We start from the raw sequence: 25,912 nt of genomic DNA, 5'->3' as shown, positions 1-25,912 counted from the left end.
ATATTGGCTGAAAAGACGGATGCGTAAACCGCGCACCGTCAAAAAATAAGTTTTCGATTATGCCCTGTTGAATGGCATGCCACAAGAACTAGATCAAAAAACAGCTATAATTTAGCTAAAAATGAGCAATTTGGCAGCAAGTTTAGCTATTTAGCCCATTCTTTGTTGTCGATCTAAAAATAAGAATAATAGACATCCTAAACTAAACGTACTTAACCAACCTTGCATAAACTCATTAATAGAGCGGCCAGTAAAATAATAGGTATCAGAATGCCAAACCTCATGGGGAATATAACGGGCATAGTCCCAAAATGAAAATAAGCCTAAAAGTGTAGATAAAGCAAATAAACACCAAGCAAAAATTTTAATTTTATAATTTACTTTCCAATGCTGTTTATGGCGCTGATAGTACTGAATACTCATCCAGCCTAAAAAAGGTAATGCCAGAGCAGAAGAACCGAGTTGAAGAAGGCGATGCAATGGATAAGGGCGGCCAAACAAGTGAACAGTTTGCGATAAAAAGTCTTGAAATATAAAAGTTCTAAAGTCTGAGTGGGTAAGCCCATCCCAAATGAGATGTGTTGCTATACCAATGAGTAGAGCAATTATGATTCCAATAAAAAAGCTAAAAAAAAGTCTAAAAGAATCTAGTTTTAAATCGTGTTGGATACCAAAAAAACGGTAAAGCACAGGTCGGTAAAGTAAATACCAAATGGCAGAGAATAATAGCCCTAATGCAAGGTTAGGGTAGAAAAGCCCCTTCCATTGATGAGTCAGCATACCTGATTGCATTGTAAATAAGCGGTAAAGATCGGGCGTCATACTGCCAATTGCTAAGGCGGCAATGGGCAACGTGTTTCGGCTCAATTTAGCAAGTGGAGGGGCGATAACTGCATGGGAGATTGTAAAAGGCATTAGAAAAGAAAGCTTCTCACATCATCAAAAAGTTGAGTCTATCGAAACATGTCATTAGCGAATGTTTTTTATTGCAAAACAACTGAAATGTTATAATATAACAAAACAAAAGGCGTACGATTAGAGACTCACCTCATGTTGTTCTATAAAAATATTTTGACCTTATCCATTTTGGCTGCCATATCCATACCTGTATTTGCAGCAGAAAATGAAAATGTTGAGAAGTTAGAAACTATCCGCATCAAGGCACACCCACTTGAGCAAACTTCAAAAGATTTTGCAGTCGCAGATACTGTAGTTGACCAAAAGCATTTGACTGAAGGGGCTGCCACTATTGGGGATGCGCTCAATAGTGAGGTGGGGATTTATGCGAATCAGTTTGGGGCTGGTTCAAGTCGCCCAGTGATTCGTGGCCAAGATGGGCCACGTGTTAAAGTTCTTCAAAATTCATCTGAAAATGTGGATGTCTCAACTTTGTCTCCTGATCATGCTGTAACAGTAGATCCAGTTCTTGCAAAACAAGTTGAAGTGATTCGTGGACCCTCTACTTTATTGTTTGGTGCGGGAACTGTTGGTGGTTTAGTCAACGTTATTGATAACAAGATCCCTACACAAATGCCTGAAAATGGTTATGAAGGACAAGTTGGCTTACGTTACAACACTGGAAGTGATGAAAAGCTGGCGAGTGCTGGGGTAACTGTAGGGTTGGGAAGCCAAGTTGCATTACGTGTTGAGGGGTTAACACGTGATGCGAATAACTATATTGCACCAAACTATATTCATGAAGGTGAAAAAGAGCGCCGTGTAGACAATACCTTTGCACAAGGTGATTCAGTGAACGTGGGGTTGTCTTGGATTTATGATCGCGGTTATACGGGTATTTCGTATAGTAACCGTCGAGACCAGTATGGTTTACCGGGGCATAGCCATGAATATGAGACCTGTCATATTCATGATCTAAGTTTACATTGTGGAGACCATGACCATGAAGGGCATAGTGATGAAGAAGCTCATGACCACGAGCATGAACATGGCGGTCCATGGATTGACTTAAAGTCTGAGCGTTATGATTTTAAAACCGAGTTAAACGATCCATTTGCAGGCTTCCAAAAGTTACGTGCCCAAGCGAGCTATACAGATTATCAGCATGATGAAATTGAAGAAGGGACAATCGCGACTCGATTCCAAAACAAAGGTTATGATGGGCGTATTGAGTTAGTACATAATCCTATTGCTGATTGGGAAGGGGTAATTGGTACCCAGTTAGGCCAACAAAAACTAAATTTAACTGGTGAAGAAGCATTTATGGCACCGACCACTACCAAAAAGTGGAGTGTTTTTGCTTTAGAACACAAACAATGGAAGGATGTTCATTTTGAACTTTCTGCTCGTGCAGATCAGCAAGAAATCGATGTAGATGATAACTCTAAACAAGATTTTGACGGTTCTGCTTTTTCTTATGCTGGTGCTGCCAACTGGGAGTTTGCGCCAAATTATAAGCTTTCATTTGTAGCATCACACCAAGAGCGGCTACCTCTTGCTCAAGAGTTATATGCAAATGGTGCCCATTTTGCGACCAATACTTATGAGTTAGGAAATGATCAACTCGGTAAGGAAAAATCAAATAATGTTGAGTTAGGTTTGCATTTTGATCATGACAAACTTGATTATCATCTTCATGTTTACCATAACTGGTTTGATGACTACATCTATGCGCAAACTCTTGACCGTTATAAAGACTTCCGTTTAGTTCAATACACTCAAGATAAAGCTCGTTTCTATGGTGCAGAGGGTGAAATTGGTTATCAAATTACGCCAATATACAAGATCAGTGCTTTTGGCGATTACGTGCGCGGTAAGATTGATGCCGAGGGCAATGCTCCACGTATTCCGGCTGGTCGTTTAGGTACTAAAGTTGATGCAGATTTTGGTGATGGTTTTAGTGGTTCTGCTGAGTACTATCATGTCTTTAATCAAGATAAGATTGCGGCTTATGAAACCGAAACAGAAGGCTACAACATGCTCAATTTAGGGGTAGCATACTCTGGACAATATGGTGCAAAAACAGATTATCGCGTTTATTTAAAAGCGAATAACTTGTTAGATGACACGGTTTATCAACATGCGTCGTTCTTATCAAATATCCCGCAAGTTGGACGTAACTTTACCGTCGGTGTAGATTTTAGTTTCTAAGGCTTCAACACGAAACTAAACTTGAAAAATCAAGCCAAAAGACCTAATTTGAAACTATCAAGTTAGGTCTTTTTTATGCGTATTTTTCAGCGAATTCATCAAAAGTTAAATTGGTCAGGACGTCGTTATATGGCGGTCATACTTTGCGTTGTTGCTATTGCATATCTTGCATCGGCAATTTATCACACAGTGAAACCATTGCCGCAAGGAATTAACTTTAGTGGCAAGCTCAGACATGCCGATGTTAAATTTTTAGCCGATAAAACGTATATTGATGCGAATGGGCAACAACAGGTTGATCAGCACATCTTTGATGAAATCTTGAAAATGATTGATGAGGCAAAAACCACAATTGTGGTGGATATGTTCTTGTTTAATTCAGAAGTGGGTGACTCGAAACTCAAGCAAAGACCATTGATGCAAGAGCTCACTGATGCACTAATTAGTAAGAAAAGACAGAACCGCCAAATTCAGATCGTTATGATTACCGACCCGATTAATTCGGTATATGGTGGACTAAGCCCTGAACACTACCGTCAATTACGCCAAGCTGGTGTTGATGTCATCGAAACGAATCTGGCACCTTTACGTGCTTCTAACCCATTCTGGTCAGGGTTTTGGTACATCTGTTGCCAAAATATTGGCAATAATCCAGAGAAAGGCTGGTTACCCAACCCATTTGGCGATGAAAAAATTACGCTACGTAGTTATTTGAACTTATTTAACTTTAAAGCAAACCATCGTAAAACTGTTGTCGTTGATACCGATGCGGGTTGGAAGTCATTGGTGACCTCAGCAAATCCGCATGATGGTAGTTCGCGCCATTCTAATGTGGCATTGGTGGTAAATGGAGCCACAGCTGCTGATGTACTTCAAACCGAAGCTGCTGTTGCGCAAATGTCAGGAAGTAGTTCACCATCACTTATTTTAGGCGATTTTGAAAAAGACGTTAGCAAGCCTCAAATTCAAGTGCTAACTGAAGGGGCAATCTATGAAGCTGTATTAAAATTAATTAATACGGCTAAACCTAAAGAACATCTTGATTTAAGTATGTTCTATTTGTCTGAACGTAAGATTATTAAAGCTCTAAAAAGTGCCCAAGAACGTGGCGTTATTGTTCGTGTTTTACTCGATCCAAATAAAGATGCGTTTGGTAGACAAAAGAATGGTATCCCAAACCGTCAGGTAGCGTCAGAGTTACATGCTGCTGGCATTCCAATTCGTTGGTGTGATACTCATGGCGAGCAGAACCATAGCAAAATGATCTTGAAATATAATGCTCAACAAGCTGAGTTAATTGTAGGATCTGCCAATTTTACAGCCCGTAATTTAAAAAATTATAACCTTGAAACGGATATGTTGGTTGTAGGCAAAGTTCAAGATCAAGTCTTTAAAGACGCTCAGAATTACTTCAATACTTCGTGGTCAAACCTACAAGGTAGACAGATGAGCGTGGATTATGCGAAGTATGCCGATGAGTCTAAAGTGAAGTATTGGATTTATCGTTTTATGGAATGGTCAGGATTATCGACTTTTTAATCACTATCTTGAAGTTTTCCAAAAAGTAGCAAGGTGATTGCCGACATGAATGTCGCCGTTTCACTGTGTTGCAGGGAAGCAACATCAGTGAAACAAAGGTTTTTGTCACTTTTGACCTCTCAAAAGTGAGGCATTAGCTTATACAAAAGACATTCAAATATTATTGTAAGTAAGGGCTGTGCCATAAGTCCGAGTTAAGGCGTAGGCGGAATCAATTGATCCAAAGCCTTATCATCTAACTTCTCTATTTCACTCAAATCCGTCTTAATTTTCCACTGCGACTCATCATCTACAGGATTCGGCAAACGCGCTTCAAGCCAATCACAAACCACATCTGGAGAAAACTCAGGGTGATTACACTGAATAACCCATGATAAAAAATCTTTTGCTTCACCATTCATGTAAGGTGGTGGAGATACAGGAAAGAATAAAGTAGGTAAACGCTCATTCGTCGACAGGTAATTTAAAACATGCCCGAGTTCTTGAACGGTTTGCCATGCGAGAGGGTGTTCTACATCAATACTGAACTTAAACCACCAAGCGTGTTCGCCATCTGCTCCATGAGCCATGATACGGGCTTCTTGTACACTTGGAACTTTGCAGAAAAATTGATGAAGACGTTCAAAACTGATTTCAGACACAGCAATTGACCTAGCTTGAAAAATGCTAATGGTAGCACAGATACAGATTCTTCATATTTTCTTTATAGTCATTACAAACAATATCAATCAAAGCCATTTTATTCATGGTTTCTCCTTGACTCTCTCTTAATCTAGCTTCAGATCAAGATAAAAAGGAATACTCCATGAAAAAGCCTATTGTTCTCGTACTTTCAACATTAATGTTGGGTATGTCGGCAACTGCGATGGCCGATTCAAATCATCGTTGGGATAACTATCACGGTAAAGACCATAATCGCTATGAACAGCGTCATGATTATCGTTATGACCACCGCAATGATCATAGAGCTCCTGTTTGGTCACACTCTGAGCGTGGCAACCATTATGGCCGATATGTAGCCTTTAAGCGCGGTGATCGTATTCCTGTGGAATACCGTAATAGCCGTTATTATGTCTCAGACTGGCGTGCACATCGCTTATATGCACCACCACGTGGATACCACTGGGTGAAGACTCCTAACCAATACTTATTGGTTGACTCGAAACATCACATTTATCGAGTTCGTTAAACGTAAAATAAAAAAATGGCCCGCTTGAGGCCATTTTTTTATGCCAACTCGTCATCTTGCGGTTGGGGCGTTTTTAACGAAGTAGGTGTTTTTGAATGTTTTTCTTTCATAACAGATGGGTAGTGCCAAGAAGCAAAACGGACAACTAAAATAGAGAGAGCTAAAATAAGAATTGAGCCAGTAATAATGACTTGATCAAGGTCGGCTTTATGGTCATGTTGGATATCAGAAATAAGTAAACGTGTTAGGGCTGTAATGGCGACATAAATAAGAAAACGTACAGGCATATGATTGGTTTTAAAGTAAATTCCAACCATTGCCCCAAGTTCTAGGTAAATAAATAACAATAAGATGTCATCGATTGATGCATATTTTTTGACGGTCAGAATTTCAAAAACGGTATGAGCAGCAGACCAAGCAATCATACAGCCTATAATAAATAAGGCTAAATAATGAAAAGCCTCAACAGCATAATGTCCAAACCGATCAAGGGTTCTTTCAAACTTTTTGGGATCAGGCATAGTAAAATCTTTTTTGATATGAGAATGTTTAAAAATTAAACAAATTTTGTGCCAATGGAAATAGTAAATACAAAATAAAAAGCGCCTGATTATTCAGGCGTTTTTATTGAAATTTAGTTCAATTCAAATAATAAGACGATATCCACTATCAAAGCGATGGCTATTCCAAATTTTCATATTGCTGAATGGCATCTTCAAATGCAATATGGCCTAAAAATTTACCTATACTCTTTGTGGGCTGTTCTTGTTCAATCGCATGCGCAAATTTCACAGCCGCCTCATTTTGTAATTGTTCATAAAGTCGTTTGCAGTTTGGAAATTGATCAATATCAATAACATTATGATATTTCAACCACCGTGCGATACCTGCGTAGTATCCGTCTACAAAAGATAATTGATCGCCCATTAGCCAAGTTTGATTTGTCAGGCTATTTTCTAAAGCGGTAAATGCTTTTTTAACTTGGACTGCTCCATATTCACGTAATGCTTGTTTATTACCTTCTGATGAAGAGTGTTCAAGGCTATACCAGAGTGGGCTAAATGCATTAAATAAAGTCGTATTCAAAAAAGCTAGTTTCTGATTAAAGAGATTAAATTGTTCTGTTCCTTGCTCATAATGAAAAGCCGCATTCAGGCTTTTTGCCATGATATGGTTCAAGATAGCCATGCTTTCCGTTAAAACTTTACCATTATCGTAGAGCAGTGCGGGTGTTTCGCCGACTGGATTAATTTGGCGGTATTCCTCGGTATTACACTGAGCCGGCATCTCAATTCTACAGAGCTGATAAGGTAAACCTGACCATTCTAAGGCAACAATAGAACCAAATGAACAGCCAGATGGGACGCCATAAAATAAAGTGAAAGTAGACATGATGATTACTCTTTTGTGATGTGTAAAATCATCTTAAGTCGCCAGAAAAGTTTCTAGTAGTCAGGTATTATGAGACTTATTGTCTACATATATGGACATTGAAGAATGCTACTTAGACAAAACTTGAATGATGTTTATCTCTTTGTTGTTGCTGTAGAGCATCAGGGATTTTCCGCAGCAGCTAAACGGCTTAATTTACCTAAATCAACAATCAGTAAGCGTGTTGCAATATTAGAAAAAAAGCTAGGCTTAACCTTAATTCATCGTAGTTCACGTAGTTTTGTCTTAAGCGAAGCAGGTAAACTGTTTTATCAACATGCCAAAAATGCAGTAGATGAGTTTCGTTATGCAGAAGAAAATTTATTAATACAACAACAAGAGCCAAGTGGTGTAGTCAGGCTCAGTGCTTCTGTACCCATTGCCCAGTATCTTTTATCTGATTGTTTGCCTGAACTTGCAGAACGTTATCCTAAGTTGTTATTGCAAGTAGAGGTAACTGATCGTTACGTTGATGTCATGAGTGAAAACTTTGATATCGTGATCCGTAGTCATTTTCAACCCTTGCCGGATTCTGGGTTAATTCAACGTGTACTTAAAAATGATAAAATCATCGCTGTTGCAGCGCCTGCCTACTTAATGAAATCGTCTCCTATACATACACCAGAAGATTTACTCAAACACGAAGGTATATGGCCTGAATTGCAAATGAATCCATGGCATTTTCAAAATATAAATGGTCAGAAAGAGATAGTACGTCCAAACATCCGCTTTGTAGCAAATGAGTCGGAGATTTTAAAGGGGGCTGCAAAAAGGGGATTGGGGATTACGCTTTTACCTGAAACTTTTTGTATGAATGAACTATCTGAGGGTAGCTTAATTCATGTTTTGCCAGAATGGTCTGCTGGTAGCGTAACGACAAGTTTATTGATGCTAACAAGACGAGGGCTTTTACCCAGTGTCAATATTACTGCTGACTTCTTGGTTGAGAAATTAAAAACTTAAAAGTTATTCTACTTTTTATGATTAGAAATAAAAAACGCCTGATTATTCAGGCGTTTTTATAAAAAATTTAATTACGCTTGGTTTGTAAAGTAATCTTCACTAAAGCCCATAATTAAGTCAGAACCAGCTTTGATTTTAGCAATACGCGCATCAATATCCGGCAAGATACGTTCAACAAAGTATTGAGCCAATGCAAGTTTGTTTTGGTAGAAATCACCAGATTTATCTTTAGCAGCGGCAGCAATTTTTGCAAACATATAAGAGAAGCTGAGTAGACCCACTGCATGTAAGTAATCAACAGCAGCAGAGTTCGGAAACTCTACGTTCTCTGCAGCTTGCTCAATAATAAACTGAGTGATTGCTTCGATTTCAGTTGCAGCATCTAAAGTTGCATCTTTAATGAAGTTCAAATCAGTGTCTAAGTCATTTGCAAAGTCACGAATTTCAGTGATGTATTCAGCAATGAATGCACCGCCACATTTAATGGTTTTACGACCAATTAAATCTTGAGATTGAACGCCGTTAGTTCCTTCGTAGATTTGAGCAATACGAAGATCACGGATACATTGCTCCATACCCCATTCACGAATATAACCGTGACCACCAAATACCATTTGAGCATCTAAAGTTGCTTGGAAGGCTGTATCTGTGAGGTAAGCTTTTGCAATTGGGGTTAAAAGCGCAACACGGTCATTGGCTTTTTTCACGGCTTCTGCATCAGTTGAGAATTTAGTGATATCGAGCTGCTGGCCTACATAAACTGCAAAGGCACGAGAAGCTTCGTTGTTTGCACGTACATTTAACAACATACGACGTACATCGCCGTGGACTAAAATGCTATCAGCGGGTTTGCTTGGTGACTGAACACCAGCTGCACTACGACCTTGTAAACGGTCAGTCGCGTATTGAGCAGCATTTTGATAAGCAAATTCAGAAGCACCTAAACCTTGAATACCCATTGATAAACGTTCGTAGTTCATCATCACGAACATGGCAGCAAGGCCTTCGTTTTCTTTACCAACGAGGTAACCTTTCGCACCGTCAAAGTTCATCACACAAGTTGCAGATGCTTTGATCCCCATCTTATGTTCAATAGAGCCTGGACCAACATGGTTACGGTCACCTAAAGAACCGTCTTCATTTACAAGGTATTTCGGTACAATAAATAGCGAGATACCACGTGAACCAGCAGGAGCATCTGGAGTTTTAGCAAGTACCAAGTGAATGATGTTTTCTGCTAAATCGTTGTCACCGCCAGTGATGAAGATTTTAGTACCTGTAATGTTATAAGTACCATCTTCATTGCGCTCGGCTTTAGTTTTGATAATACCTAAGTCAGTACCGGCATGTGGTTCAGTCAAACACATGGTACCTGACCATTCACCTGAATAAATCTTAGGTAAATACGTTTCTTTTTGTTCTTGAGATGCGTAGCTGCTTAAAGCCATACCTGCACCCACTGAAAGAAGCGGGTAAAGCATGAAAGATGGATTTGTCGCGAATAACATTTCATCGGCAAGAACGGTAAGCATTTTTGGCATGCCTTGACCGCCCCATTCTTCATCTGCACCTAAGCCAATCCAACCACCTTCTGCATATTGACGAAATGCATCTTTAAAGCCAGCAGGAGTAAAGACTTCGCCATTTTCGTAGCGAGCGCCTTCTTCATCACCAGTACGGTTTAATGGATGAGTCACGTTCTGAGCAAATTTAGCCATTTCTTCTAAAATTGCTTCAGCTGTTGCAGCATCTACATGAGCGAGTTTCTCATTAGCCTGCCAAAATTGTTCTGCTTTAAATACATCATTTAAGATGAATTTCATATCAGCTAAAGGAGCATTGTAAATTGGCATAATCGTTCACCTTTTTTGTGCACATCGGCCTGTGCTAGATATCCTGTAAAACGAAATGGATATTGAATTTAAAATCTAAATTTATCATTGATTTTATAAAAAAAGGACCGTCAAAACTGAGCAGTCCTTTTTTGGTTTTTAACATTGCATATCGCAACTAACTATGATTAGAAAGCGAAATGTTCAGCATCTAATGCCATCAATGGGTCTAAACCACCTGCGATAACGTCTACATGAGAGCGTACACGCGGTAAAATTTTCTTGAAGTAGAAGCGAGCAGTAGTTACTTTCGCATTGTAGAAATCAACATCGGTTGTACCCGCAGCTAATTTCTCTTGTGCTACAAGCGCCATACGAGCCCATAGATAAGCTAAAGTAACGTAACCAGAGAAGTAGAGGTAATCTACAGCCGCTGCACCCACTTCATCCGGATTTTGCATTGCACGCATACCGATTTGCATAGTGAGGTCGCCCCATTCTTTGTTCAGCGCAGCAAGTGGCTCAACAAATTCTTTCATGGCAGCATTGTCTTTATTTGCTTCTACAAACTTGTGAACAATCTTAGTGAAATCACGAAGCATTGCACCTTGAGTTTGTAAAACTTTACGGCCTAACAAATCAAGTGCCTGAATTTCAGTTGTACCTTCATACAAACAAGCAATACGTGTATCACGTACGATTTGCTCCATGCCATGCTCAGAAATGAAGCCATGACCACCGAACACTTGAACACCGTGCTTAGCAGATTCAGAACCTGTTTCAGTTAAGAATGCTTTTGCAATTGGAGTCAATAAAGACAAGATGTTGTCAGCAAACTTACGCTCTTCTTCAGTTTCGCCTTTTTCAACGATATCTGCATATTGAGCAAGTAAGTAAACAAGTGCACGACCACCTTCAGCAAATGCTTTTTGAGTTAAAAGCATGTTACGAACGGCAGGGTGAACGATAATTGGATCTGCTTCTTTTTCTGGAGCTTTAGGACCAGAAAGTGAACGCATAGCTAAACGTTCTTTCGCGTAAGTTAAAGCACCTTGGAAAGAAGACTCTGATGCAGATAAACCTTGAACCGCAGTACCAATACGTGCTGTGTTCATAAAGGTGAACATACAGTTCAAACCACGGTTTTCAGGGCCAATTAAATAACCTTTTGCTTGGTCAAAGTTAATGACACAAGTCGCGTTACCGTGAATACCCATTTTGTGTTCAATTGAACCACAACGTACGGCATTACGTTCGCCTAGAGTTCCGTCTGCATTGACGTTGAACTTAGGAACGATAAATAACGAAATCCCTTTAGTCCCTTTTGGTGCGCCTGGTAGACGAGCAAGAACGATATGGATAATGTTTTCAGCCATGTCGTGTTCACCAGCAGAGATAAAGATTTTCTCGCCAGAGATTGCATAGCTACCATCTGCATTTGGTTCTGCTTTAGTACGGATAATACCTAAGTCTGAACCTGCATGAGATTCAGTTAAACACATCGTACCTGTCCAAACACCTGAAACAAGGTTTGGTAAGTAAGTATTTTTTTGCTCTTCAGAACCGTGATGTTCTAATGTACGTACTGCACCGTGAGACAAACCAGGGTACATACCCCATGCCCAGTTAGAGCTACCTACCATTTCTGAAATTGCGATACCTAAAGAGTTAGGTAAACCTTGACCACCGTATTGTTCTTCTGCTGATAAAGACGGGAAGCCAAGTTCGATGTATTTTTGATAAGCTTCTTTAAAGCCTGTTGGTGTAGTTACAACACCATCATTCCAAGTACAACCTTCACGGTCGCCAACTTGGTTTAAAGGAGAAAGTTCATTTTCACAGAAGTCTGCCGCAGCTTCTAAATATTGATCAACCAATTCACGGCTTACGTTACCTTGAAAGTCAGGTAATTTTGCATAGTGTTCTTCAGCATTTAATAATTCATGCAAAACGAATTGCATATCACGTAAGGGCGCTTTGTATTGTGGCATATCGGGTTCCTCAATACTGGTGAAACCAGAGTTATAATCCTAATCTACGATAATGTGCCATAAGGCACCTTGAACTATTACATCGTGCAACAACTTGCATAACTGTACAAGCACCTCGGGGCCTTTACTTTGTGACTGCAAAGTCAAGAAAAAAATACTTGAACTATGTAAGTGCTTTGAGTGTAAACACTTTTGATGAAGTTTAGATGAGACAAATAGTCAAAATCGTAAATAGTTATGTATAAACAAAAGGCGCCTTCTGGCGCCTTTTGTTTTACTGTTTTTAGAATTATTTTGCTTGAGATGCTACTGGAGCAGGTGCATTGACTGGTGGTTGAGGACGTTTTGGCTCAAAGCGGAGGTTACATGTACCTTCAAGTGTTTTATCTCCAACTTGAACATTGACAGTTTGTCCAACAGCTTTACCTTCACATGCTTTTTGAATTTGCTCAAAACGAGCTTTACGCTCTGCACGGTGTTGTTCCCATGCTGCTTTTTGTTCAGGCGTAAATTCACGGTGTTTCATACGATGGTGGTGACCATCACGTGGGCCATCTTGCATCATGCCATGTTCTGGCTTAGGTGGTTGAGTTGTTGATTGACAAGCAGCCAAACTACCCATAGTTACAATTGCTGCACTGAATAATGCAATTTTAGCCGTCATTTTCATGGTTAAAACCCTTTAATGTTTGTTTTAAGATGACTTAAAGATTAGATAATAAAGATGAAGAAACAATGGAGAGTTTTTCTTTTCGTTGTTGGTTACAATGCAAAATATAGAGTAAAAATGAGAGAGTGCTTTTGAACGTTCTACGTGTTCCCATAGCCTTGCGGTTATTTTTAACGGTCTTGCTTACCACGCTGTTAATTGCAACTGCAAGTTTGAGTGTTCTGCACTGGACGATGCAAAAGAACTTTGCCAAATATGTAGCCGATGTTGAAATGCAAAAGCTAGATCGGCTCATTACTAATCTGGGAAATGTATATACCGTTTATCATGATTGGGGGAATGCGATTCAGGCGCAAATCTTACAAATTGAAGGAACGGCAGCACCAGATGATTATGACCGTCTTTCCCAGTGGTGGTTACGGCGCCAATATGATATTGCCATTCAGCAGCATTCTTTCGATGAACACACTCTCATTAATATTTCTCCAGATGCGGGAACGGTAAATAAAAACTCTATTTTTAGTGATGAAGAACTACGTACACTTGAGCAAAACTTACCTTCGGAATATCAACCATTTGAAGGTTTAAGATTCCCGCTAAGTGCAAACCAGTTTCGTCCAAGCGATGATAAAAACAAATCAAAAAAAGGAAGCCTCAAAGACATTGAGACGCAAAATGGTAAGAAGCGTTTTATTGCTTTACCAGACCGGCTGGGCTTAAGTTCTCGTTTATCTTTATATGATGCCAAACACCAGTTCGTAGTGGGTGAACCGCCGTCTTCGGATCAGATGTCTTATCGCCCGATTATGGTCAATAGTCAGGTCGTAGGTTATTTAGGTCTAAAACCAGTTTTAGATAAAGAAGATGCATTAAGTATTAATTTCTTCAGTAATCAAAAGCGCTATTTACTTTTAATTTATGCCTTAACATTACTGTCGAGTTTAGTTGCAGCACTTTTAATGGCAACTTATTTTAAAAAGCCAATTCAGCGTCTATTAAATGCAACAAATGAGTTAACAAAAGGTAATTATCAACACCAAGTTGTGATTAAACGAAATGATGAGTTAGGTGATTTATCTACTCAATTAAATCATTTAGCTGAAATTTTACATCAGCATGAAGAATCACGACGTCAATGGGTTGCAGATACCTCTCATGAATTGAAAACTCCATTGGCTGTTTTGCAAGCGCAGATTGAAGCGATGCAAGACGGTATCCGAAAGGCAACACCTGAACATCTTGATGCCATGATGCGACAAGTTTCGAGTTTAAAGAAATTGACACAAGATTTGGCAGACTTGGCTCAGGCTGATGCTCAACAACTTAAATGTTATTTGAGTTCGGTTAATCCTTGGGAAGTTATACTGCAAGAAGTCGAAAATTTCAGACCTAAACTCGAACAAGCAGGGTTAGAAATTGAGGTGGAAGGTGAAGGTGCTACTTTATTGTTAGACCGCGATCGATTTAAACAAATTATTGTTAATTTGATTGGTAATAGTATTCGCTATACCGAAACAGGTGGAAAGATTCATATTCATACAAGTCAAACGCCTCAGGAGTGGACTTTATATGTTGATGACAGTCCATTTGGTTTAAGTGATGAGCAATTATCACGTTTAGGTGAACGTTTTTATCGTGTCGATGATTCGCGTACGCGTAGTACAGGTGGAACAGGACTAGGCTTAGCTTTATCTTGTAAAATTGCGCAGGCGCTTGGTGGTACACTCAGTTTTGAACACTCACCATTAGGTGGTTTACGTTGTGTACTGACCTTTAAAAAGCAGAGTTAAATAAAAGGAAAAATGGCCCATGAAACATATTATGTTGGTTGAGGATGAAGTCGAGTTAGCGCATCTGGTGCGTGATTATCTTGAGGCTGCTGGATTCGAAGTAAGCATGTTTCATGATGGTCAGGATGCTTACACGAGCTTTCAACAACGTAAACCTAATTTAATGATTCTGGACTTAATGGTTCCAAGAATGGATGGTTTAACGATTTGCCGTAAGGTACGTGAACAGTCAGATTTACCGATTATTATGGTGACGGCACGTACTGAAGAAATTGATCGTGTCTTGGGCCTAAACATGGGGGCAGATGATTATGTGTGCAAACCTTTTAGTCCAAAAGAACTGGTTGCTCGTGTGCAGGCCGTTTTACGTCGTTTAGAACGTAAGGCTGAGCCAGAGCAAAATGATTCTTTCCGTATTGATAAAGCACAGCAAAGAATTTGGTATCAACAAAAATCTTTAAGTTTAACGCCAACAGAATTTCGCCTACTTGAGTTATTTTTAGAACATGTGGGGCAAGTTTATTCACGTGCACAATTATTAGATCATATTAATCCGGACAGCTTTGATGTTGCCGACCGAGTTATTGATAGCCATATTAAAAACTTGCGTCGAAAAATCACGGAAGTGGCCGAAACTGGTAACCGTCATGAGTGGATTCAAGCTGTTTATGGAGTAGGTTACCGCTTCGAATATCCAGAAGAATAATTGCTTAGAAAAGTTATGCTGTGGATAACCACAATGTTATCCACAGAAAATGTGGATAAAAAATTAAGAAGAACAGCTCACCGCGACATCAGGTACATCGCTTGGTAACGGACCTAAATCTTCCGGTTTTTCCAAATCTGATTGCTTTGTATAGGGATGGTTGAGTAGCTTAAATAAGCGGTCAACCTCACTAAAATCATCTCGCTCCGCTGCCTCAATAGCTCGCTGTGCCATATGGTTACGTAAGATATAAATTGGATTTACCTGCTGCATGTTTGCATCAAGCTCATCAATATCTTGATATTCACGGATGTTTTGATACTGCGTAAGGAATGCATCAAATTGTCGAATATCAAGGCAGTCATCACGTAAGGCTTTGTATTCTTTATTTTGAAGGCGAATGAAGCTTTGGGTGTAATCGAGCTGCTCCGCTTGCAGAATACGCAAAAAGCTTAAGCCGCATTCAGTACTGTCTTTATGAAAATGAGGAAGCCCCATTTTTTGACACAACCCAGTGGTGTAATGCTCAATAAAAGTCGGCTCAAATTCTTCTAAACAAGCGGCCAACGCTTCTTTGAACTGCTCTTTATGCTCAGGTTCGGCAAGTGGAATGAGATTATTTAACCAAGTCCATAAGTTCCAGTGCGCAATACTCGGTTGGTTTTGATAGGTGTAACGCCCTTGGTAATCGGAATGGTTGTTAATCCAATTTGGTCGGAAACGTTCCATAAAACCGTATGGACCAAAATCGAGTGTAGAACCCGTAATATTTAAGTTATCGGTATTCATCACACCATGAGCAAAACCGACCAGCTGCCATTTGGCGATCATAATGGCTGTATTTCTAATCACAGCTTTAGCAAAAGCTAAAATAGGTTGCTCTTCTTGTTGGCATTCTGGATAGTGCCATTCAATGCATTTTTGAGTGAACTCGGCCAATAGCTCAGGTGCATATTGATTGATCCATTCAAAATGGCCTAAACGGATATGACATTCAGATGTTCTAAGTAACATTGCGCCAGGTTCTAGCTTTTCACGCTGTACACCTTGAGTGGAGCTTGTAAAACCTACTGCGTGACTAGAAGCAACCCCTAAAGCATTTAAAGCATGTCCTGCTAAATATTCACGAATAACAGAGCGTAAAACTGCTCGCCCATCTCCCATACGCGAATAGGGCGTGGGGCCTGCACCTTTTAAATGTAAATCTATGGTTTGGCCTTTTTTATTAAGAATCTGCGCAATGAGTAAGCCACGTCCGTCGCCTAGTTGACCGGCCCATTGCCCAAACTGATGGCCTGCATACACCATAGCCAAAGGCGGGAATTCCGAGAAGGTACGCTGACCACTGCAAATTTCAACCCAAGCCTGTTTTTCTTCATCTGTCCATTGTAACTCTTCGGCTAAAGCTAAATTAAAGTGTCCAGCCTTTGCACCGCGAAGCGGAGAGGGTTGCTGGATATGAAAAAGCTTAGGATTGAGCGATGAATAAAGCGGATTAAATTGCATAGGCTGGACTAAATATTTGAGGCAAAATTCACTATACCATAGTTAAAAACAAGCCAAAAAAATAGCACCTGCAAAGTATGGCTCTACAGGTGCTATTTCGGGATAAACACGTATTAGTCTGGTACGACGTTTGTGTTCTTTTTAATGTTACGCATTAAAGTTTCTAAACACTCACGGTGATGACTCAAACGATGTTCAAGCAATTGGAAATCAACTTTTAACTTGTGATCCATTTTGTGAATCTTTTCAGCCATTGCTGCTTTCTTTGCTTGTAACTCTTGTTCTTTGAGTTTCGCCCAGTCATTTAAAGTATGTGTAAATGCTTCATACTCTTGAGCAATACGTTGCTTCATTTGACTAATGTCGGCATTTACATCATGACCATAAATAGCCAAGTCTTGTTCAGCATATTTAAACTTCATTGCCAATTCTGCTTTTTTAATATTAAAGCTTGGAATACGACGTAGGTTCTTTGCTAAACCAATCTTAGAGCATGTCCAGATTAGCCATTTTGTTGGATCATATTGCCACCATTTCACACCATTACGATAGTCGTACTGGAAAATATGGTGATAGTTGTGGTAACCCTCACCCCAAGTTGCAATCGCTAACCAGAAGTTATCGCGTGCTGAGTTTTCATCGGTATAAGGGCGTTTACCGAACATGTGGCAAAGTGAGTTGATGAAGAATGTAACTTGATGGCTAATGATTAAACGTAATAGACCACCAAGAAGTACAACACCCCATAAATCGCCAGTTGCCCAGCCAACCAAACCTAAAATACCAACGTGAACCGCTACGACCATCAAGGCGTAGTATTTATGTTGGAACATCACCAGTTTGTCATTGAGTAAGTCTGGTGCATTTTTAAAATCTGGTTCAGATGGAGAATGATCGCGGATCATCCAACCCATATGGGCATACCAAAAGCCACGTTCAATTGAATATGGATCTTCATCTACATCGTCGACATGACGGTGATGGGTACGGTGACCAGATGCCCAAAACAGAATACTGTTTTGTACAGCAAATGTGCCGCCAATCATTAAAAGAATTTTAAGTGGTAACGACGCTTCATAAGCACGATGTGCCCAAAGACGATGGTAACCAGCAGTAATCCCCATGCTACTTAAAGCTAAAAGAAAAAATAAGCTTACCCATGCGCTTACACTAAAATCATAATAATACGCATAAATCGGGATTATGATTGCAGCAAGAATTGGTAAACCAATTAAGGTAATGCTAGCGGTCCAGTTAATTGGGGCCTTGAGTGGGGCGGAAGTCATATCCGGCAGCGCTCCTAGAAACCTTGTCATACAAGGTAAAAAGACAAATCGACATAGCAAAACCAATCTTCAAGATATATTGCTATTTTGCACATCATATTAGCACGTGCTTAGTGAGAATCACTAGCATTATTGTACAGATGTATTGAAAGAACCGTAACAGAATTAAACCATGCCTGACAACATTTCAGATAGGAGAAGTTGTGTAATGAAAATACAGCGATTGAGAAAAAAGAATAGCATTGATATTGCAAGGAAATTGCCATTGAAATGTCTTTTCATCGCAATCAGCCTTGTATTGGCAGCATGTCAAAGCACGCCGCAACAAAATAATCACAAAGGCCAAGTAAAACCAACACATCGTGTACAAACGCCAGTTGTGAAAAAGAAAGTAAGTCCTGATGGTATTCAAGATATAGATTGGCAAATTACCCAGATAAATGGTCATAAGGCAAAATTCTTTAACCAGTGGCCGACTCTTTCATTGAACTCTACAGTCAAAACAGTAACTGGTCATACAGGATGTAATCGTGTTTTTGGTCGATACACTTTTGATTTCAGCCAAAAGAAACTTGATATGGAAGTTAACGCAGGTCATTCGAGTTGTGATGGCGCGTTGGCTCAAGAAGCAGAATTGGTCGATTCTTTACAACGTATTAAACGCTTCCAGTTGGTAGGTAATACCTTATATCTACTTGATCAAAGCGGTCAGCGTTTGATTCAGGCCGAGAAAAAATAAAAGGTGGTCAATACCACCTTTTTTATATTTAAAGAGCTTCAAGCATTGTGGTTGGAATATCTGTAATTAAGCCCTGAATATCTAAATCCCGTAGTCTTTCTGCTCTTTCTACATCGTTCACTGTCCAGACACTAATGTTCAAACCAGCTTGATGCGACAATTGAATCATTTCATCTGTTGCAAGTTGATCATGCCAGCCAATATGACAGCACCCATATTGATGAGCAAGTTCAATCGCCGTTGCTCCAACCGGAAGTTCAACTAATAATCCGCGTTTAAATTGAGAGTTGATATCACGTAAAGCGGTTAGAATTTGAAGATCAAAACTTGTGATGGTCACGACTTTCTCGAAACCTTGTAACTCAGTCTCAAGCTTTTGAATTAACTTTTCTGCTAATGCCATATCTCTTACAGCTTTAACTTCAACTTCAATATGATCAAAGTTATCAAGTAAATTTAAAACGCCTGTAAGAGTAGGGGTTGGTTCAGAGGTTGGCCAGTTAGGCCAATTTTGACGATGATCAAATGATAATGCTTGAGCCAATGTTGATTGCTCTACAATTTGGTCGACACCTGCCGTGCGCAAAAAATTATCATCATGAATGACGACCAACTCTTGATCTTGCAGCTGACGAATATCAAATTCGACACCACGAATACCTAAATTTTTAATGTGCTGAAAACCACCTAATGTATTTTCAGGAGCTTCTCGGCGTGCACCACGATGACCAATAATGCGCATAGATTTCTATTGTCCGTTCTTTTTGATAATGATCTCTTTAAACGTAGAGATCATTCTTAACTTAATCTATTTTTAAATCATCTCATTAATATTTTTTTGCCAAAGGACTTCTTGTCCGCCTTCAGCACGCTGTAAAGCACGCGATGCGACAAATAACCAGTCAGATAGACGATTTAAAAGTTGAAGGGCAGTGGCTTGAATATTTTGATCGCGAGTTTGTACTGACATGAGCGATCGCTCTGCACGACGACAAACGGCACGGGCTTGATGGGCATAACTGCAAGATAAAGAACCAGATGGCAGAATAAATTCTTTTAGCATAGGCAAATCTTCATTCATACGGTCAATTTCTTTTTCAAGAAATTCAATACAAACGGGCTGAAGCAAATTGTAATTTGGAATACAAACTTCGCCGCCTAAGTCAAAAAGCCAGTGTTGAATCAGACTCAAGCTTTTGTCCCAATCAGCTTTATTAGCCACTTGGCTATCTGTGATTTGAGCACGAAGTACCCCAATAATGGCGTTTAGTTCATCAACATCACCAAGTGCCGCAATTCTTAGATCATCTTTAGCAACACGAGAGCCATCGCCTAAACCTGTGGTACCTGAATCGCCTGTGCGTGTATAGATTTTGCTTAAACGGTGTCCCATGATAGATATCCTGAACATAAAAAAGGGGATAATGTCGGTCAGAACATTACCCCGAAACTGGAGTTAAGAAAATATTTTTATAATCAGATTGAGAAATTAATAACGGAAAGTTACGCCAACAGAAGCTTGGCGGCCACCGTTGATATACCAGTATTCCGGAGAGAATGAAGATTGAGCATTATATGCAGTGTTATAACGTACATCACCAATATTCTGGATGTTCGTAAATAACTTTATATTTGGATTCATATTCCAAAAAGCATTTAAATCAACAGTTGCATAGCCTGGAACTTTAACTGAGTTTTCAATATTTTGTGCGTTTGCTTTAGAGCGAGAGACTAGAGAAGCATTCACCCCATAAATACCATCATCATAGCCTGCAGTTAAAGTATATGTTTGACGGGGACGATAAGGGACATCTATGTCTTTATCTTTATCTCTAGCTTCTACATAAGCGTATTCAGCATTAACAAAGATATTATCCTTAGACCACTTTAGACCTATTTCACCACCTTTCATATCAGCTTTATTTAAGTTGATATATGTTGTTCTACCATTTATAGCACCATAACTAATTAAATTTTTAACATCTGTATAGTAGCCAGAAAGATAGGCAGAAATACCATAATTAAATTTCTGATCTATACCAATTTCATATGACTTGCTTTCTTCAGGTTTTAGATCAGGGTTACTATAAAAATCATAGCCGTAAGAGCCATATAGATGTTCAAGGGTCGGTGCTTTGAATGCAGTACCAATGTTAGTGTAGATACTTGTTAGAGGAGAGATTTGATAACGAATTGCAGCTTGTCCAACTGTATGTGTACCAAACCAATCATTATCTTCAACTCGGACACCAACCTGAGTATGAATACCATTATCGTTATATTGATGTTGTAAATAATAACCTGTAGAGCTGATATCTCTTACAGCTTCAGGAGATGAGCTAGCATCATATTTTGATCGATTGTATGTAACACCCGCTAAAATATTCTGATTTGGTACAAAATTCCATTTGGCATTTATGTCCCCTTCATCAGAGGTTGTATTAAAGTGGCTTTGATAAATTATTTGTTCGATTTTATCAAGATAGTGAGAATAACGTGCATTTAAGACTAAATCAGAAGAAGCCTTATAACTAGCCAGCCAATTTACTAGACGATTTTCAAAATTACGTTTTGCATTGTTCGTTGAATAGTTCGTAGTATAGTTATTCGTACCTTGATTTTGGTCAATTGCTAAGCTTGTGTTAATTACATCATTACTATAACCAATTTTTGCATTATATCCTTTTTGGTCAAATGCTGCTTTTTCACTTTTATCTTGTATATTGATAATACTAGTACCATCAGTTTCCATCCGTTGACCACCGATACTTGCATAAAAACCACTGTCATCTACATAATCGGCATTTACAAGTGTTTTATAAGTACGGTTTTCACCATACACACCTGTTAAACTTGCTCCAGATTTTGTTGGATTATTGGAAATTAATTGTACTACGCCACTAATAGCATCTGAACCATATTGAACAGATGCTGGGCCTTTTAAAATTTCGATTTGGTCTACATCTGATAGGTTAATAAATTCAGGTGAAACAGGGCCTAAGCCATTTTGAGTATTTAAGCGAGCGCCATTTTTTAATAATAATGTTGAGCCCGTTTGTCCACCGCGTAAAGATAGGTCTGTGAGCTGACCAACGCCACCAGATTGCTTTATATAAATAGATGCATCTTTTTGTAATACATCAGATAAATTTAAAACAGGATTTTTTTCAATTTCTTCTTTAGAAATTACAGAAATACGCGCTGGAACTTCACTGGCTTTTTCAGCACTTTTTGAAGCAGTGATAACAATTGGGTCAAGCTGAGTTGCATTTGTTGCATCTTCAGCAAAAATAACAGGTGAACACCCCATCGCAATAGCGATAGCCCCTACCAGACGAGTAGGTTGAAAAGATTTAGACATAACATGCTCCATACATTCACCCCACGTGAATGATCGGGTAGATAGATGAAACAAGTAGGTCTCCGGACTTCAGCGCCATAATTCATTTATGGACATATTCACCTTCCCACACTACTGCAGTGGTGTAAGTCGATTTCGACTTAAAAAATATGCTTTACATTGTTACCGTTGCGGGGGCAGTGCCGGACTTTCACCAGCTTCCCTAAAGCATGAATTGCTTACACTTGCTTCCATTTGAACGCAGTATAAAGTGCCGAATTACTTCGTACAATGTCATTTAAAGCAATTCCCTGAGAACTTTTACGCAAGGGGCAAAAATTGCATTACAATGGCGCTTATTTTAAGAAATGGTTGTAGTTTAAACAGCTCATGAGCCAATCAAACCAAAAACGTACACGAGCAAAAATCTGTGGAATTACTCGCAAGCAAGATGTTCAGGCAGTAGTTGTAGCGGGAGCAGATGCGATAGGCTTTGTTTTTTTTCCTCCGAGTCCAAGAAATGTAACAGTTGAACAGGCAGAAGAATTAGCAAAACTCGTTCCGCCTTATGTACAAATGGTGGGTTTGTTTGTAAACGCGAGTGTTACTGAAATTCAGGATATACTTGATTGTGTTCCCCTAGATGTATTACAACTACATGGCGATGAAACTCCAGAACAATGTCAGGAAATAGCGCGTCATTGTAAACGTCGCTGGTATAAAGCGATTCAGGTTAAACCTGATCTGGATGTAATTGCTGAAATTCAAAAATATCAGGCAGCTGGTGCCAGTGCTGTATTGCTCGATGCATGGCATCCTGAGCTTAAAGGGGGCACAGGACATCAGTTTGACTGGTCTAAATTCCCGAAACTTGATATTCCATTAATCTTGGCAGGTGGTTTAACCCCTGACAATGTCATTGACGCTATTCATACTACCGGTGCTTTTGCAGTAGATGTGAGCGGAGGCGTAGAGTCCGCAAAAGGTATAAAAGACCAACAACTCATTGAACGATTTATGCAAGGAGTCCAACGTGGATCAGCAAAATAATGTGATTGACTATACCCAATTCCCAGATGCAAATGGGCATTTCGGTATCCATGGCGGACGTTTTGTGTCAGAAACTTTAATGGCGGCATTAGAAGATTTGGAAAATCTCTATTCCCGCATGAAAAATGATGAACAGTTTTTGGCAGAATTCGACCGTGATCTCGCCTACTATGTAGGTCGTCCTAGTCCACTTTATTATGCTGAGCGATGGTCAAAAGAGTTAGGTGGTGCGCAAATTTACCTTAAACGTGAAGACTTGAACCATACAGGCTCACACAAGGTAAACAACACGATTGGTCAGGCACTACTTGCAAAGCTTTCTGGTAAAAAACGTATTATTGCCGAAACTGGTGCAGGCCAGCATGGGGTAGCAACAGCAACAATTGCAGCACGTTTAGGTCTTGAATGTGTTGTTTATATGGGTGCTGAAGACGTTAAGCGTCAAGCGATGAACGTTTACCGTATGCGTTTGTTAGGTGCAACAGTTGTGCCTGTGCAAAGTGGCTCTAAAACATTAAAAGATGCCATGAACGAAGCGATGCGTGACTGGGTAACCAACGTTGATACAACATATTATGTCATTGGTACAGTTGCAGGTCCGCATCCTTATCCTCAACTTGTTCGTGACTTCCAATCAATTATTGGTCGTGAAGCGCGTAAACAGATTTTGGAACAAGCAGGTCGCTTACCAGATGCATTAGTTGCTTGTGTAGGTGGTGGTTCAAATGCAATGGGCTTGTTTTATCCGTTCTTAAACGATGCCAGTGTAAAAATGTATGGGGTTGAAGCTGCTGGTTTTGGTATTGAAACTGGTAAACACTCTGCGCCTTTAAATGCGGGTCATGTGGGTGTATTACATGGTAACCGTACTTATTTAATGAGTGATGAACAGGGCCAGATTATTGAGACACACAGTATCTCGGCGGGCCTTGATTATCCGGGTGTTGGTCCTGAACATAGTTTCTTGAAAGATATGAAGCGTGTAGAGTACGTGCCGATTAATGATACAGAGGCTCTTCAAGGTTTCCGTGACTTAACCAAAATCGAAGGGATTATTCCTGCGCTTGAAAGCTCGCACGCGATGGCGTATGTCTCTAAGCTTGCACCGACGATGTCTAAAGATCAGATTATTATTGCGACTGTTTCAGGCCGTGGCGATAAAGACTTAATGACAGTTGCACGCATTGATGGCGTAGAAATGGTCGAGATGTAAGAGGATACAATGCCAAGCTTGTTTATGGTGATGTTGGGCGGGCGTCATGCACGTGCTAATACAGAAGTTCATGATGTGGTCATGGCTGTAGGAGATACTTTGGAAGAAGTTTATCCTCAACTTAAACAAGCTTGGTTTGGTGAGGCTCAAGGATTACATATTGATGCTTGGGCTAAGCTCTCAGGAGTTAGTTCTCAAGGACAGAACTATCAAATTCATTTTACAGATGCTGCTCCACAACCAGATGATTTAAAGTTATATTTAATTAATCTAGGTGGATATAATGCAAGTGAATTCGGTGAACTTCATCGTTATGAGTTTGTGGTGGCACCCAACACGGTAGTTGCCAAACAATTAGGTAAACAATTTATAGATCGGCAGTGGCAAAAAGCACATACAGACCGGGTCATTGATATTGATGACTGTTTAGCGATAGATTGCGTGGCAGGCCGTTATATTCATTTAATAAAAGGCGATTTTGCTGCAACAATTTGGGAAAATACATATTTGACTGTGGGATAGGTCATTTGAAATCTAATATTCATATGGAAGTGGGTAAATGGATTTAATTCAAGAAAATGGACAGCCTCGTTATGGGCGTTTTGAATCTGTACCGTCCACCATTCATGTCCAACGTTATATTTATAAAACTCCTTATGGCAAAGTCCTAAAAGGCTGGCGCAAACAATTAAAATATAAGAAATTTAAATTTTGTGGCATTCAACATAAACATTATAGTATTGGTCTGGCAATTGCAGATATTGGCTGGGTCGGACACGGTTTTTTCTATATCTATGACCATGAAACAGGGCAAGTCATTGAGTGGAATGCTATTCAGCCGTTAGGTCACAAGACGTATCTTGATGAACAGCCTTTGTTTAATCAAAGTTATTTTTCTAAATCGCCTTATCAGTTTGATATTCAGCATGCCAATGGTGTGCGATACATTCGGGTAACTAAATATGGGGAAATTTGTCTGAGCGCCCGTATTTTCTGCGCCGGAACAGATATTTTAAGCTTGTGTACACCAACAGGTATCAATGGTTGGACCTATACCCAAAAGCAGACCACTTTGGCTGTAGAGGGAATGTTCATTAATAAGCAAAATCAAGTTGTACAATTTGATGAAAAGACATTTGCTTCACTTGATGATACTTGCGGATTTTTACGTCCTGAAACAGCTTGGTTCTGGCTCTCATGTAACTTCTGGGATGAACAGGGGCGTCGTATTGGGTTAAATCTGGCCTCTGGTGTTAATGAAAGCTTTGGTAATGAAAACTGCCTATGGATTAACGGAGTTTTATTTCCGCTCACAGACGTTTTATTTGAAAAAGTAAATGATGAACTTTGGCAAATTAGTTCTCTAAATCAAAAACTTAATCTACAAGTGCATATTGGGTGGTGCCGATATGAAAATATAAACTTAAGAATGATTGGCAGTCAGTTCAATCAATGGCAAGCTAAAATTAGCGGCACGATTGAGCATCAGCCAACAGATATAATCAATTGCAAAGAACAATACGGTTTACTAGAACAACATTATGCGAAATGGTAACAAG

Annotated in this window: 23 protein-coding genes and 1 riboswitch; of the genes, 11 read left to right on the top strand and 12 right to left on the bottom strand. The window is 39.6% G+C overall.

Going from position 1 to position 25,912, the window contains the following annotated elements:
* Positions 1 to 150: 150 nt before the first annotated feature.
* Positions 151 to 915 (bottom strand): DUF4184 family protein, encoded by a 765-nt coding sequence (locus EG365_RS05255; RefSeq protein ID WP_001116944.1) that lies wholly within the window; start codon positions 913 to 915, stop codon positions 151 to 153.
* Positions 916 to 1,050: 135 nt separating this feature from the next.
* Here EG365_RS05255 and znuD point away from each other — a divergent pair, with 135 nt between their 5' ends.
* Together znuD and EG365_RS05245 are read left to right on the top strand one after the other, a co-directional pair.
* On the top strand, positions 1,051 to 3,108 hold the full coding sequence (gene znuD / locus EG365_RS05250) for a zinc piracy TonB-dependent receptor ZnuD (RefSeq protein WP_000899869.1): 2,058 nt from the start codon (positions 1,051 to 1,053) through the stop codon (positions 3,106 to 3,108).
* Positions 3,109 to 3,183: 75 nt separating this feature from the next.
* On the top strand, positions 3,184 to 4,647 hold the full coding sequence (locus EG365_RS05245; protein WP_001218060.1) for a phospholipase D family protein: 1,464 nt from the start codon (positions 3,184 to 3,186) through the stop codon (positions 4,645 to 4,647).
* A gap of 194 nt (positions 4,648 to 4,841) precedes the next feature.
* On the opposite strand, the gene EG365_RS05240 is transcribed toward EG365_RS05245, so the two are convergent.
* Entirely contained in the window at positions 4,842 to 5,288 is a 447-nt protein-coding gene (locus EG365_RS05240) for a hypothetical protein (protein ID WP_001290061.1), read from the bottom strand.
* 164 nt (positions 5,289 to 5,452) lie between these two features.
* Between EG365_RS05240 and EG365_RS05235 the strand changes: the two genes are divergently transcribed.
* Positions 5,453 to 5,836, top strand: a complete 384-nt coding sequence (locus tag EG365_RS05235) for an RcnB family protein (RefSeq protein WP_000743009.1) — start codon at positions 5,453 to 5,455, stop codon at positions 5,834 to 5,836.
* Between the two features lie 38 nt (positions 5,837 to 5,874).
* Here EG365_RS05235 and EG365_RS05230 read toward each other — a convergent pair whose 3' ends face one another.
* Both EG365_RS05230 and EG365_RS05225 read right to left on the bottom strand, forming a co-directional pair.
* A complete protein-coding gene (locus EG365_RS05230) occupies positions 5,875 to 6,357 on the bottom strand; it encodes a phosphate-starvation-inducible protein PsiE (RefSeq protein WP_001113293.1) in 483 nt (160 codons plus the stop codon).
* Between the two features lie 160 nt (positions 6,358 to 6,517).
* Positions 6,518 to 7,228, bottom strand: a complete 711-nt coding sequence (locus EG365_RS05225; protein ID WP_000103025.1) for a glutathione S-transferase family protein — start codon at positions 7,226 to 7,228, stop codon at positions 6,518 to 6,520.
* A gap of 123 nt (positions 7,229 to 7,351) precedes the next feature.
* Here EG365_RS05225 and EG365_RS05220 point away from each other — a divergent pair, with 123 nt between their 5' ends.
* Entirely contained in the window at positions 7,352 to 8,230 is an 879-nt protein-coding gene (locus EG365_RS05220) for a LysR substrate-binding domain-containing protein (protein WP_085916936.1), read from the top strand.
* Between the two features lie 71 nt (positions 8,231 to 8,301).
* Here EG365_RS05220 and EG365_RS05215 read toward each other — a convergent pair whose 3' ends face one another.
* From EG365_RS05215 to EG365_RS05205, 3 genes are all read right to left on the bottom strand, one after another.
* Positions 8,302 to 10,083: an acyl-CoA dehydrogenase C-terminal domain-containing protein gene (locus EG365_RS05215; protein WP_001123422.1), complete on the bottom strand. Its 1,782-nt coding sequence runs from the start codon at positions 10,081 to 10,083 to the stop codon at positions 8,302 to 8,304.
* Between the two features lie 167 nt (positions 10,084 to 10,250).
* Positions 10,251 to 12,053, bottom strand: a complete 1,803-nt coding sequence (locus tag EG365_RS05210; protein WP_001136744.1) for an acyl-CoA dehydrogenase C-terminal domain-containing protein — start codon at positions 12,051 to 12,053, stop codon at positions 10,251 to 10,253.
* Between the two features lie 289 nt (positions 12,054 to 12,342).
* Positions 12,343 to 12,723: a hypothetical protein gene (locus EG365_RS05205; protein ID WP_000784267.1), complete on the bottom strand. Its 381-nt coding sequence runs from the start codon at positions 12,721 to 12,723 to the stop codon at positions 12,343 to 12,345.
* 131 nt (positions 12,724 to 12,854) lie between these two features.
* Here EG365_RS05205 and baeS point away from each other — a divergent pair, with 131 nt between their 5' ends.
* Complete coding sequence (gene baeS / locus EG365_RS05200) at positions 12,855 to 14,513, top strand: sensor histidine kinase efflux regulator BaeS (RefSeq protein ID WP_031944935.1); 1,659 nt, start codon at positions 12,855 to 12,857, stop codon at positions 14,511 to 14,513.
* 19 nt (positions 14,514 to 14,532) lie between these two features.
* A complete protein-coding gene (locus tag EG365_RS05195; RefSeq protein ID WP_000680577.1) occupies positions 14,533 to 15,219 on the top strand; it encodes a response regulator in 687 nt (228 codons plus the stop codon).
* A gap of 63 nt (positions 15,220 to 15,282) precedes the next feature.
* Here the strand turns inward: EG365_RS05195 and EG365_RS05190 are convergent, their stop codons facing one another.
* Together EG365_RS05190 and EG365_RS05185 are read right to left on the bottom strand one after the other, a co-directional pair.
* Positions 15,283 to 16,725 carry a protein adenylyltransferase SelO gene (locus EG365_RS05190; protein WP_001160208.1) on the bottom strand — a complete coding sequence of 481 codons (1,443 nt, stop codon included), beginning with the start codon at positions 16,723 to 16,725 and terminating at the stop codon, positions 15,283 to 15,285.
* A 113-nt stretch (positions 16,726 to 16,838) separates the two neighbouring features.
* Positions 16,839 to 18,011: an acyl-CoA desaturase gene (locus tag EG365_RS05185; protein ID WP_000199593.1), complete on the bottom strand. Its 1,173-nt coding sequence runs from the start codon at positions 18,009 to 18,011 to the stop codon at positions 16,839 to 16,841.
* A gap of 208 nt (positions 18,012 to 18,219) precedes the next feature.
* Here EG365_RS05185 and EG365_RS05180 point away from each other — a divergent pair, with 208 nt between their 5' ends.
* Entirely contained in the window at positions 18,220 to 18,750 is a 531-nt protein-coding gene (locus tag EG365_RS05180) for an META domain-containing protein (protein WP_000701694.1), read from the top strand.
* 28 nt (positions 18,751 to 18,778) lie between these two features.
* Here the strand turns inward: EG365_RS05180 and EG365_RS05175 are convergent, their stop codons facing one another.
* The 3 genes from EG365_RS05175 to EG365_RS05165 all read right to left on the bottom strand — a co-directional run bounded on the left by EG365_RS05175 (position 18,779) and on the right by EG365_RS05165 (position 22,111).
* Entirely contained in the window at positions 18,779 to 19,492 is a 714-nt protein-coding gene (locus tag EG365_RS05175) for a glycerophosphodiester phosphodiesterase (protein WP_001220110.1), read from the bottom strand.
* 72 nt (positions 19,493 to 19,564) lie between these two features.
* Positions 19,565 to 20,143 (bottom strand): cob(I)yrinic acid a,c-diamide adenosyltransferase, encoded by a 579-nt coding sequence (locus EG365_RS05170; RefSeq protein ID WP_000509981.1) that lies wholly within the window; start codon positions 20,141 to 20,143, stop codon positions 19,565 to 19,567.
* Between the two features lie 96 nt (positions 20,144 to 20,239).
* Entirely contained in the window at positions 20,240 to 22,111 is a 1,872-nt protein-coding gene (locus EG365_RS05165) for a TonB-dependent receptor plug domain-containing protein (protein WP_000045379.1), read from the bottom strand.
* A 35-nt stretch (positions 22,112 to 22,146) separates the two neighbouring features.
* A riboswitch (cobalamin riboswitch) is annotated at positions 22,147 to 22,354 on the bottom strand.
* A 126-nt stretch (positions 22,355 to 22,480) separates the two neighbouring features.
* Between EG365_RS05165 and EG365_RS05160 the strand changes: the two genes are divergently transcribed.
* Genes EG365_RS05160 through EG365_RS05145 form a run of 4 tightly spaced genes read left to right on the top strand, consistent with a single transcriptional unit; the run spans position 22,481 to position 25,908 of the window.
* Positions 22,481 to 23,140, top strand: coding sequence for a phosphoribosylanthranilate isomerase (locus EG365_RS05160; RefSeq protein WP_000083559.1), 660 nt, complete (start codon positions 22,481 to 22,483; stop codon positions 23,138 to 23,140).
* Complete coding sequence (gene trpB / locus EG365_RS05155) at positions 23,124 to 24,353, top strand: tryptophan synthase subunit beta (RefSeq protein WP_000372737.1); 1,230 nt, start codon at positions 23,124 to 23,126, stop codon at positions 24,351 to 24,353. The genes EG365_RS05160 and trpB overlap by 17 nt, the downstream gene beginning before the upstream one ends.
* A 9-nt stretch (positions 24,354 to 24,362) precedes the next feature.
* Positions 24,363 to 24,875, top strand: a complete 513-nt coding sequence (locus EG365_RS05150) for a DUF1543 domain-containing protein (RefSeq protein WP_001139544.1) — start codon at positions 24,363 to 24,365, stop codon at positions 24,873 to 24,875.
* A 37-nt stretch (positions 24,876 to 24,912) separates the two neighbouring features.
* Positions 24,913 to 25,908, top strand: coding sequence for a DUF2804 domain-containing protein (locus EG365_RS05145; protein WP_000364284.1), 996 nt, complete (start codon positions 24,913 to 24,915; stop codon positions 25,906 to 25,908).
* Positions 25,909 to 25,912 lie beyond the last annotated feature (4 nt).

Source organism: Acinetobacter sp. FDAARGOS_494 (assembly GCF_003812225.1).
Classification (GTDB): Bacteria; Pseudomonadota; Gammaproteobacteria; order Pseudomonadales; family Moraxellaceae; genus Acinetobacter; species Acinetobacter baumannii.
Note: the sequence above shows the minus strand (reverse complement) of the source record. Positions and strands in the feature narration are given on the sequence as shown.

Coding starts and splice junctions, on each gene's coding strand:
- EG365_RS05205 (WP_000784267.1), bottom strand. CDS start 12,723: ATGAAAATGACGGCTAAAATTGCATTATTCAGTGCAGCAATTGTAACT.
- EG365_RS05165 (WP_000045379.1), bottom strand. CDS start 22,111: ATGTCTAAATCTTTTCAACCTACTCGTCTGGTAGGGGCTATCGCTATT.
- znuD (WP_000899869.1), top strand. CDS start 1,051: ATGTTGTTCTATAAAAATATTTTGACCTTATCCATTTTGGCTGCCATA.
- EG365_RS05145 (WP_000364284.1), top strand. CDS start 24,913: ATGGATTTAATTCAAGAAAATGGACAGCCTCGTTATGGGCGTTTTGAA.
- EG365_RS05235 (WP_000743009.1), top strand. CDS start 5,453: ATGAAAAAGCCTATTGTTCTCGTACTTTCAACATTAATGTTGGGTATG.
- EG365_RS05150 (WP_001139544.1), top strand. CDS start 24,363: ATGCCAAGCTTGTTTATGGTGATGTTGGGCGGGCGTCATGCACGTGCT.
- EG365_RS05225 (WP_000103025.1), bottom strand. CDS start 7,228: ATGTCTACTTTCACTTTATTTTATGGCGTCCCATCTGGCTGTTCATTT.
- EG365_RS05255 (WP_001116944.1), bottom strand. CDS start 915: ATGCCTTTTACAATCTCCCATGCAGTTATCGCCCCTCCACTTGCTAAA.
- EG365_RS05210 (WP_001136744.1), bottom strand. CDS start 12,053: ATGCCACAATACAAAGCGCCCTTACGTGATATGCAATTCGTTTTGCAT.
- EG365_RS05190 (WP_001160208.1), bottom strand. CDS start 16,725: ATGCAATTTAATCCGCTTTATTCATCGCTCAATCCTAAGCTTTTTCAT.
- EG365_RS05245 (WP_001218060.1), top strand. CDS start 3,184: ATGCGTATTTTTCAGCGAATTCATCAAAAGTTAAATTGGTCAGGACGT.
- EG365_RS05160 (WP_000083559.1), top strand. CDS start 22,481: ATGAGCCAATCAAACCAAAAACGTACACGAGCAAAAATCTGTGGAATT.
- EG365_RS05170 (WP_000509981.1), bottom strand. CDS start 20,143: ATGGGACACCGTTTAAGCAAAATCTATACACGCACAGGCGATTCAGGT.
- EG365_RS05180 (WP_000701694.1), top strand. CDS start 18,220: ATGAAAATACAGCGATTGAGAAAAAAGAATAGCATTGATATTGCAAGG.
- EG365_RS05230 (WP_001113293.1), bottom strand. CDS start 6,357: ATGCCTGATCCCAAAAAGTTTGAAAGAACCCTTGATCGGTTTGGACAT.
- EG365_RS05185 (WP_000199593.1), bottom strand. CDS start 18,011: ATGACTTCCGCCCCACTCAAGGCCCCAATTAACTGGACCGCTAGCATT.
- EG365_RS05175 (WP_001220110.1), bottom strand. CDS start 19,492: ATGCGCATTATTGGTCATCGTGGTGCACGCCGAGAAGCTCCTGAAAAT.
- EG365_RS05195 (WP_000680577.1), top strand. CDS start 14,533: ATGAAACATATTATGTTGGTTGAGGATGAAGTCGAGTTAGCGCATCTG.
- EG365_RS05215 (WP_001123422.1), bottom strand. CDS start 10,083: ATGCCAATTTACAATGCTCCTTTAGCTGATATGAAATTCATCTTAAAT.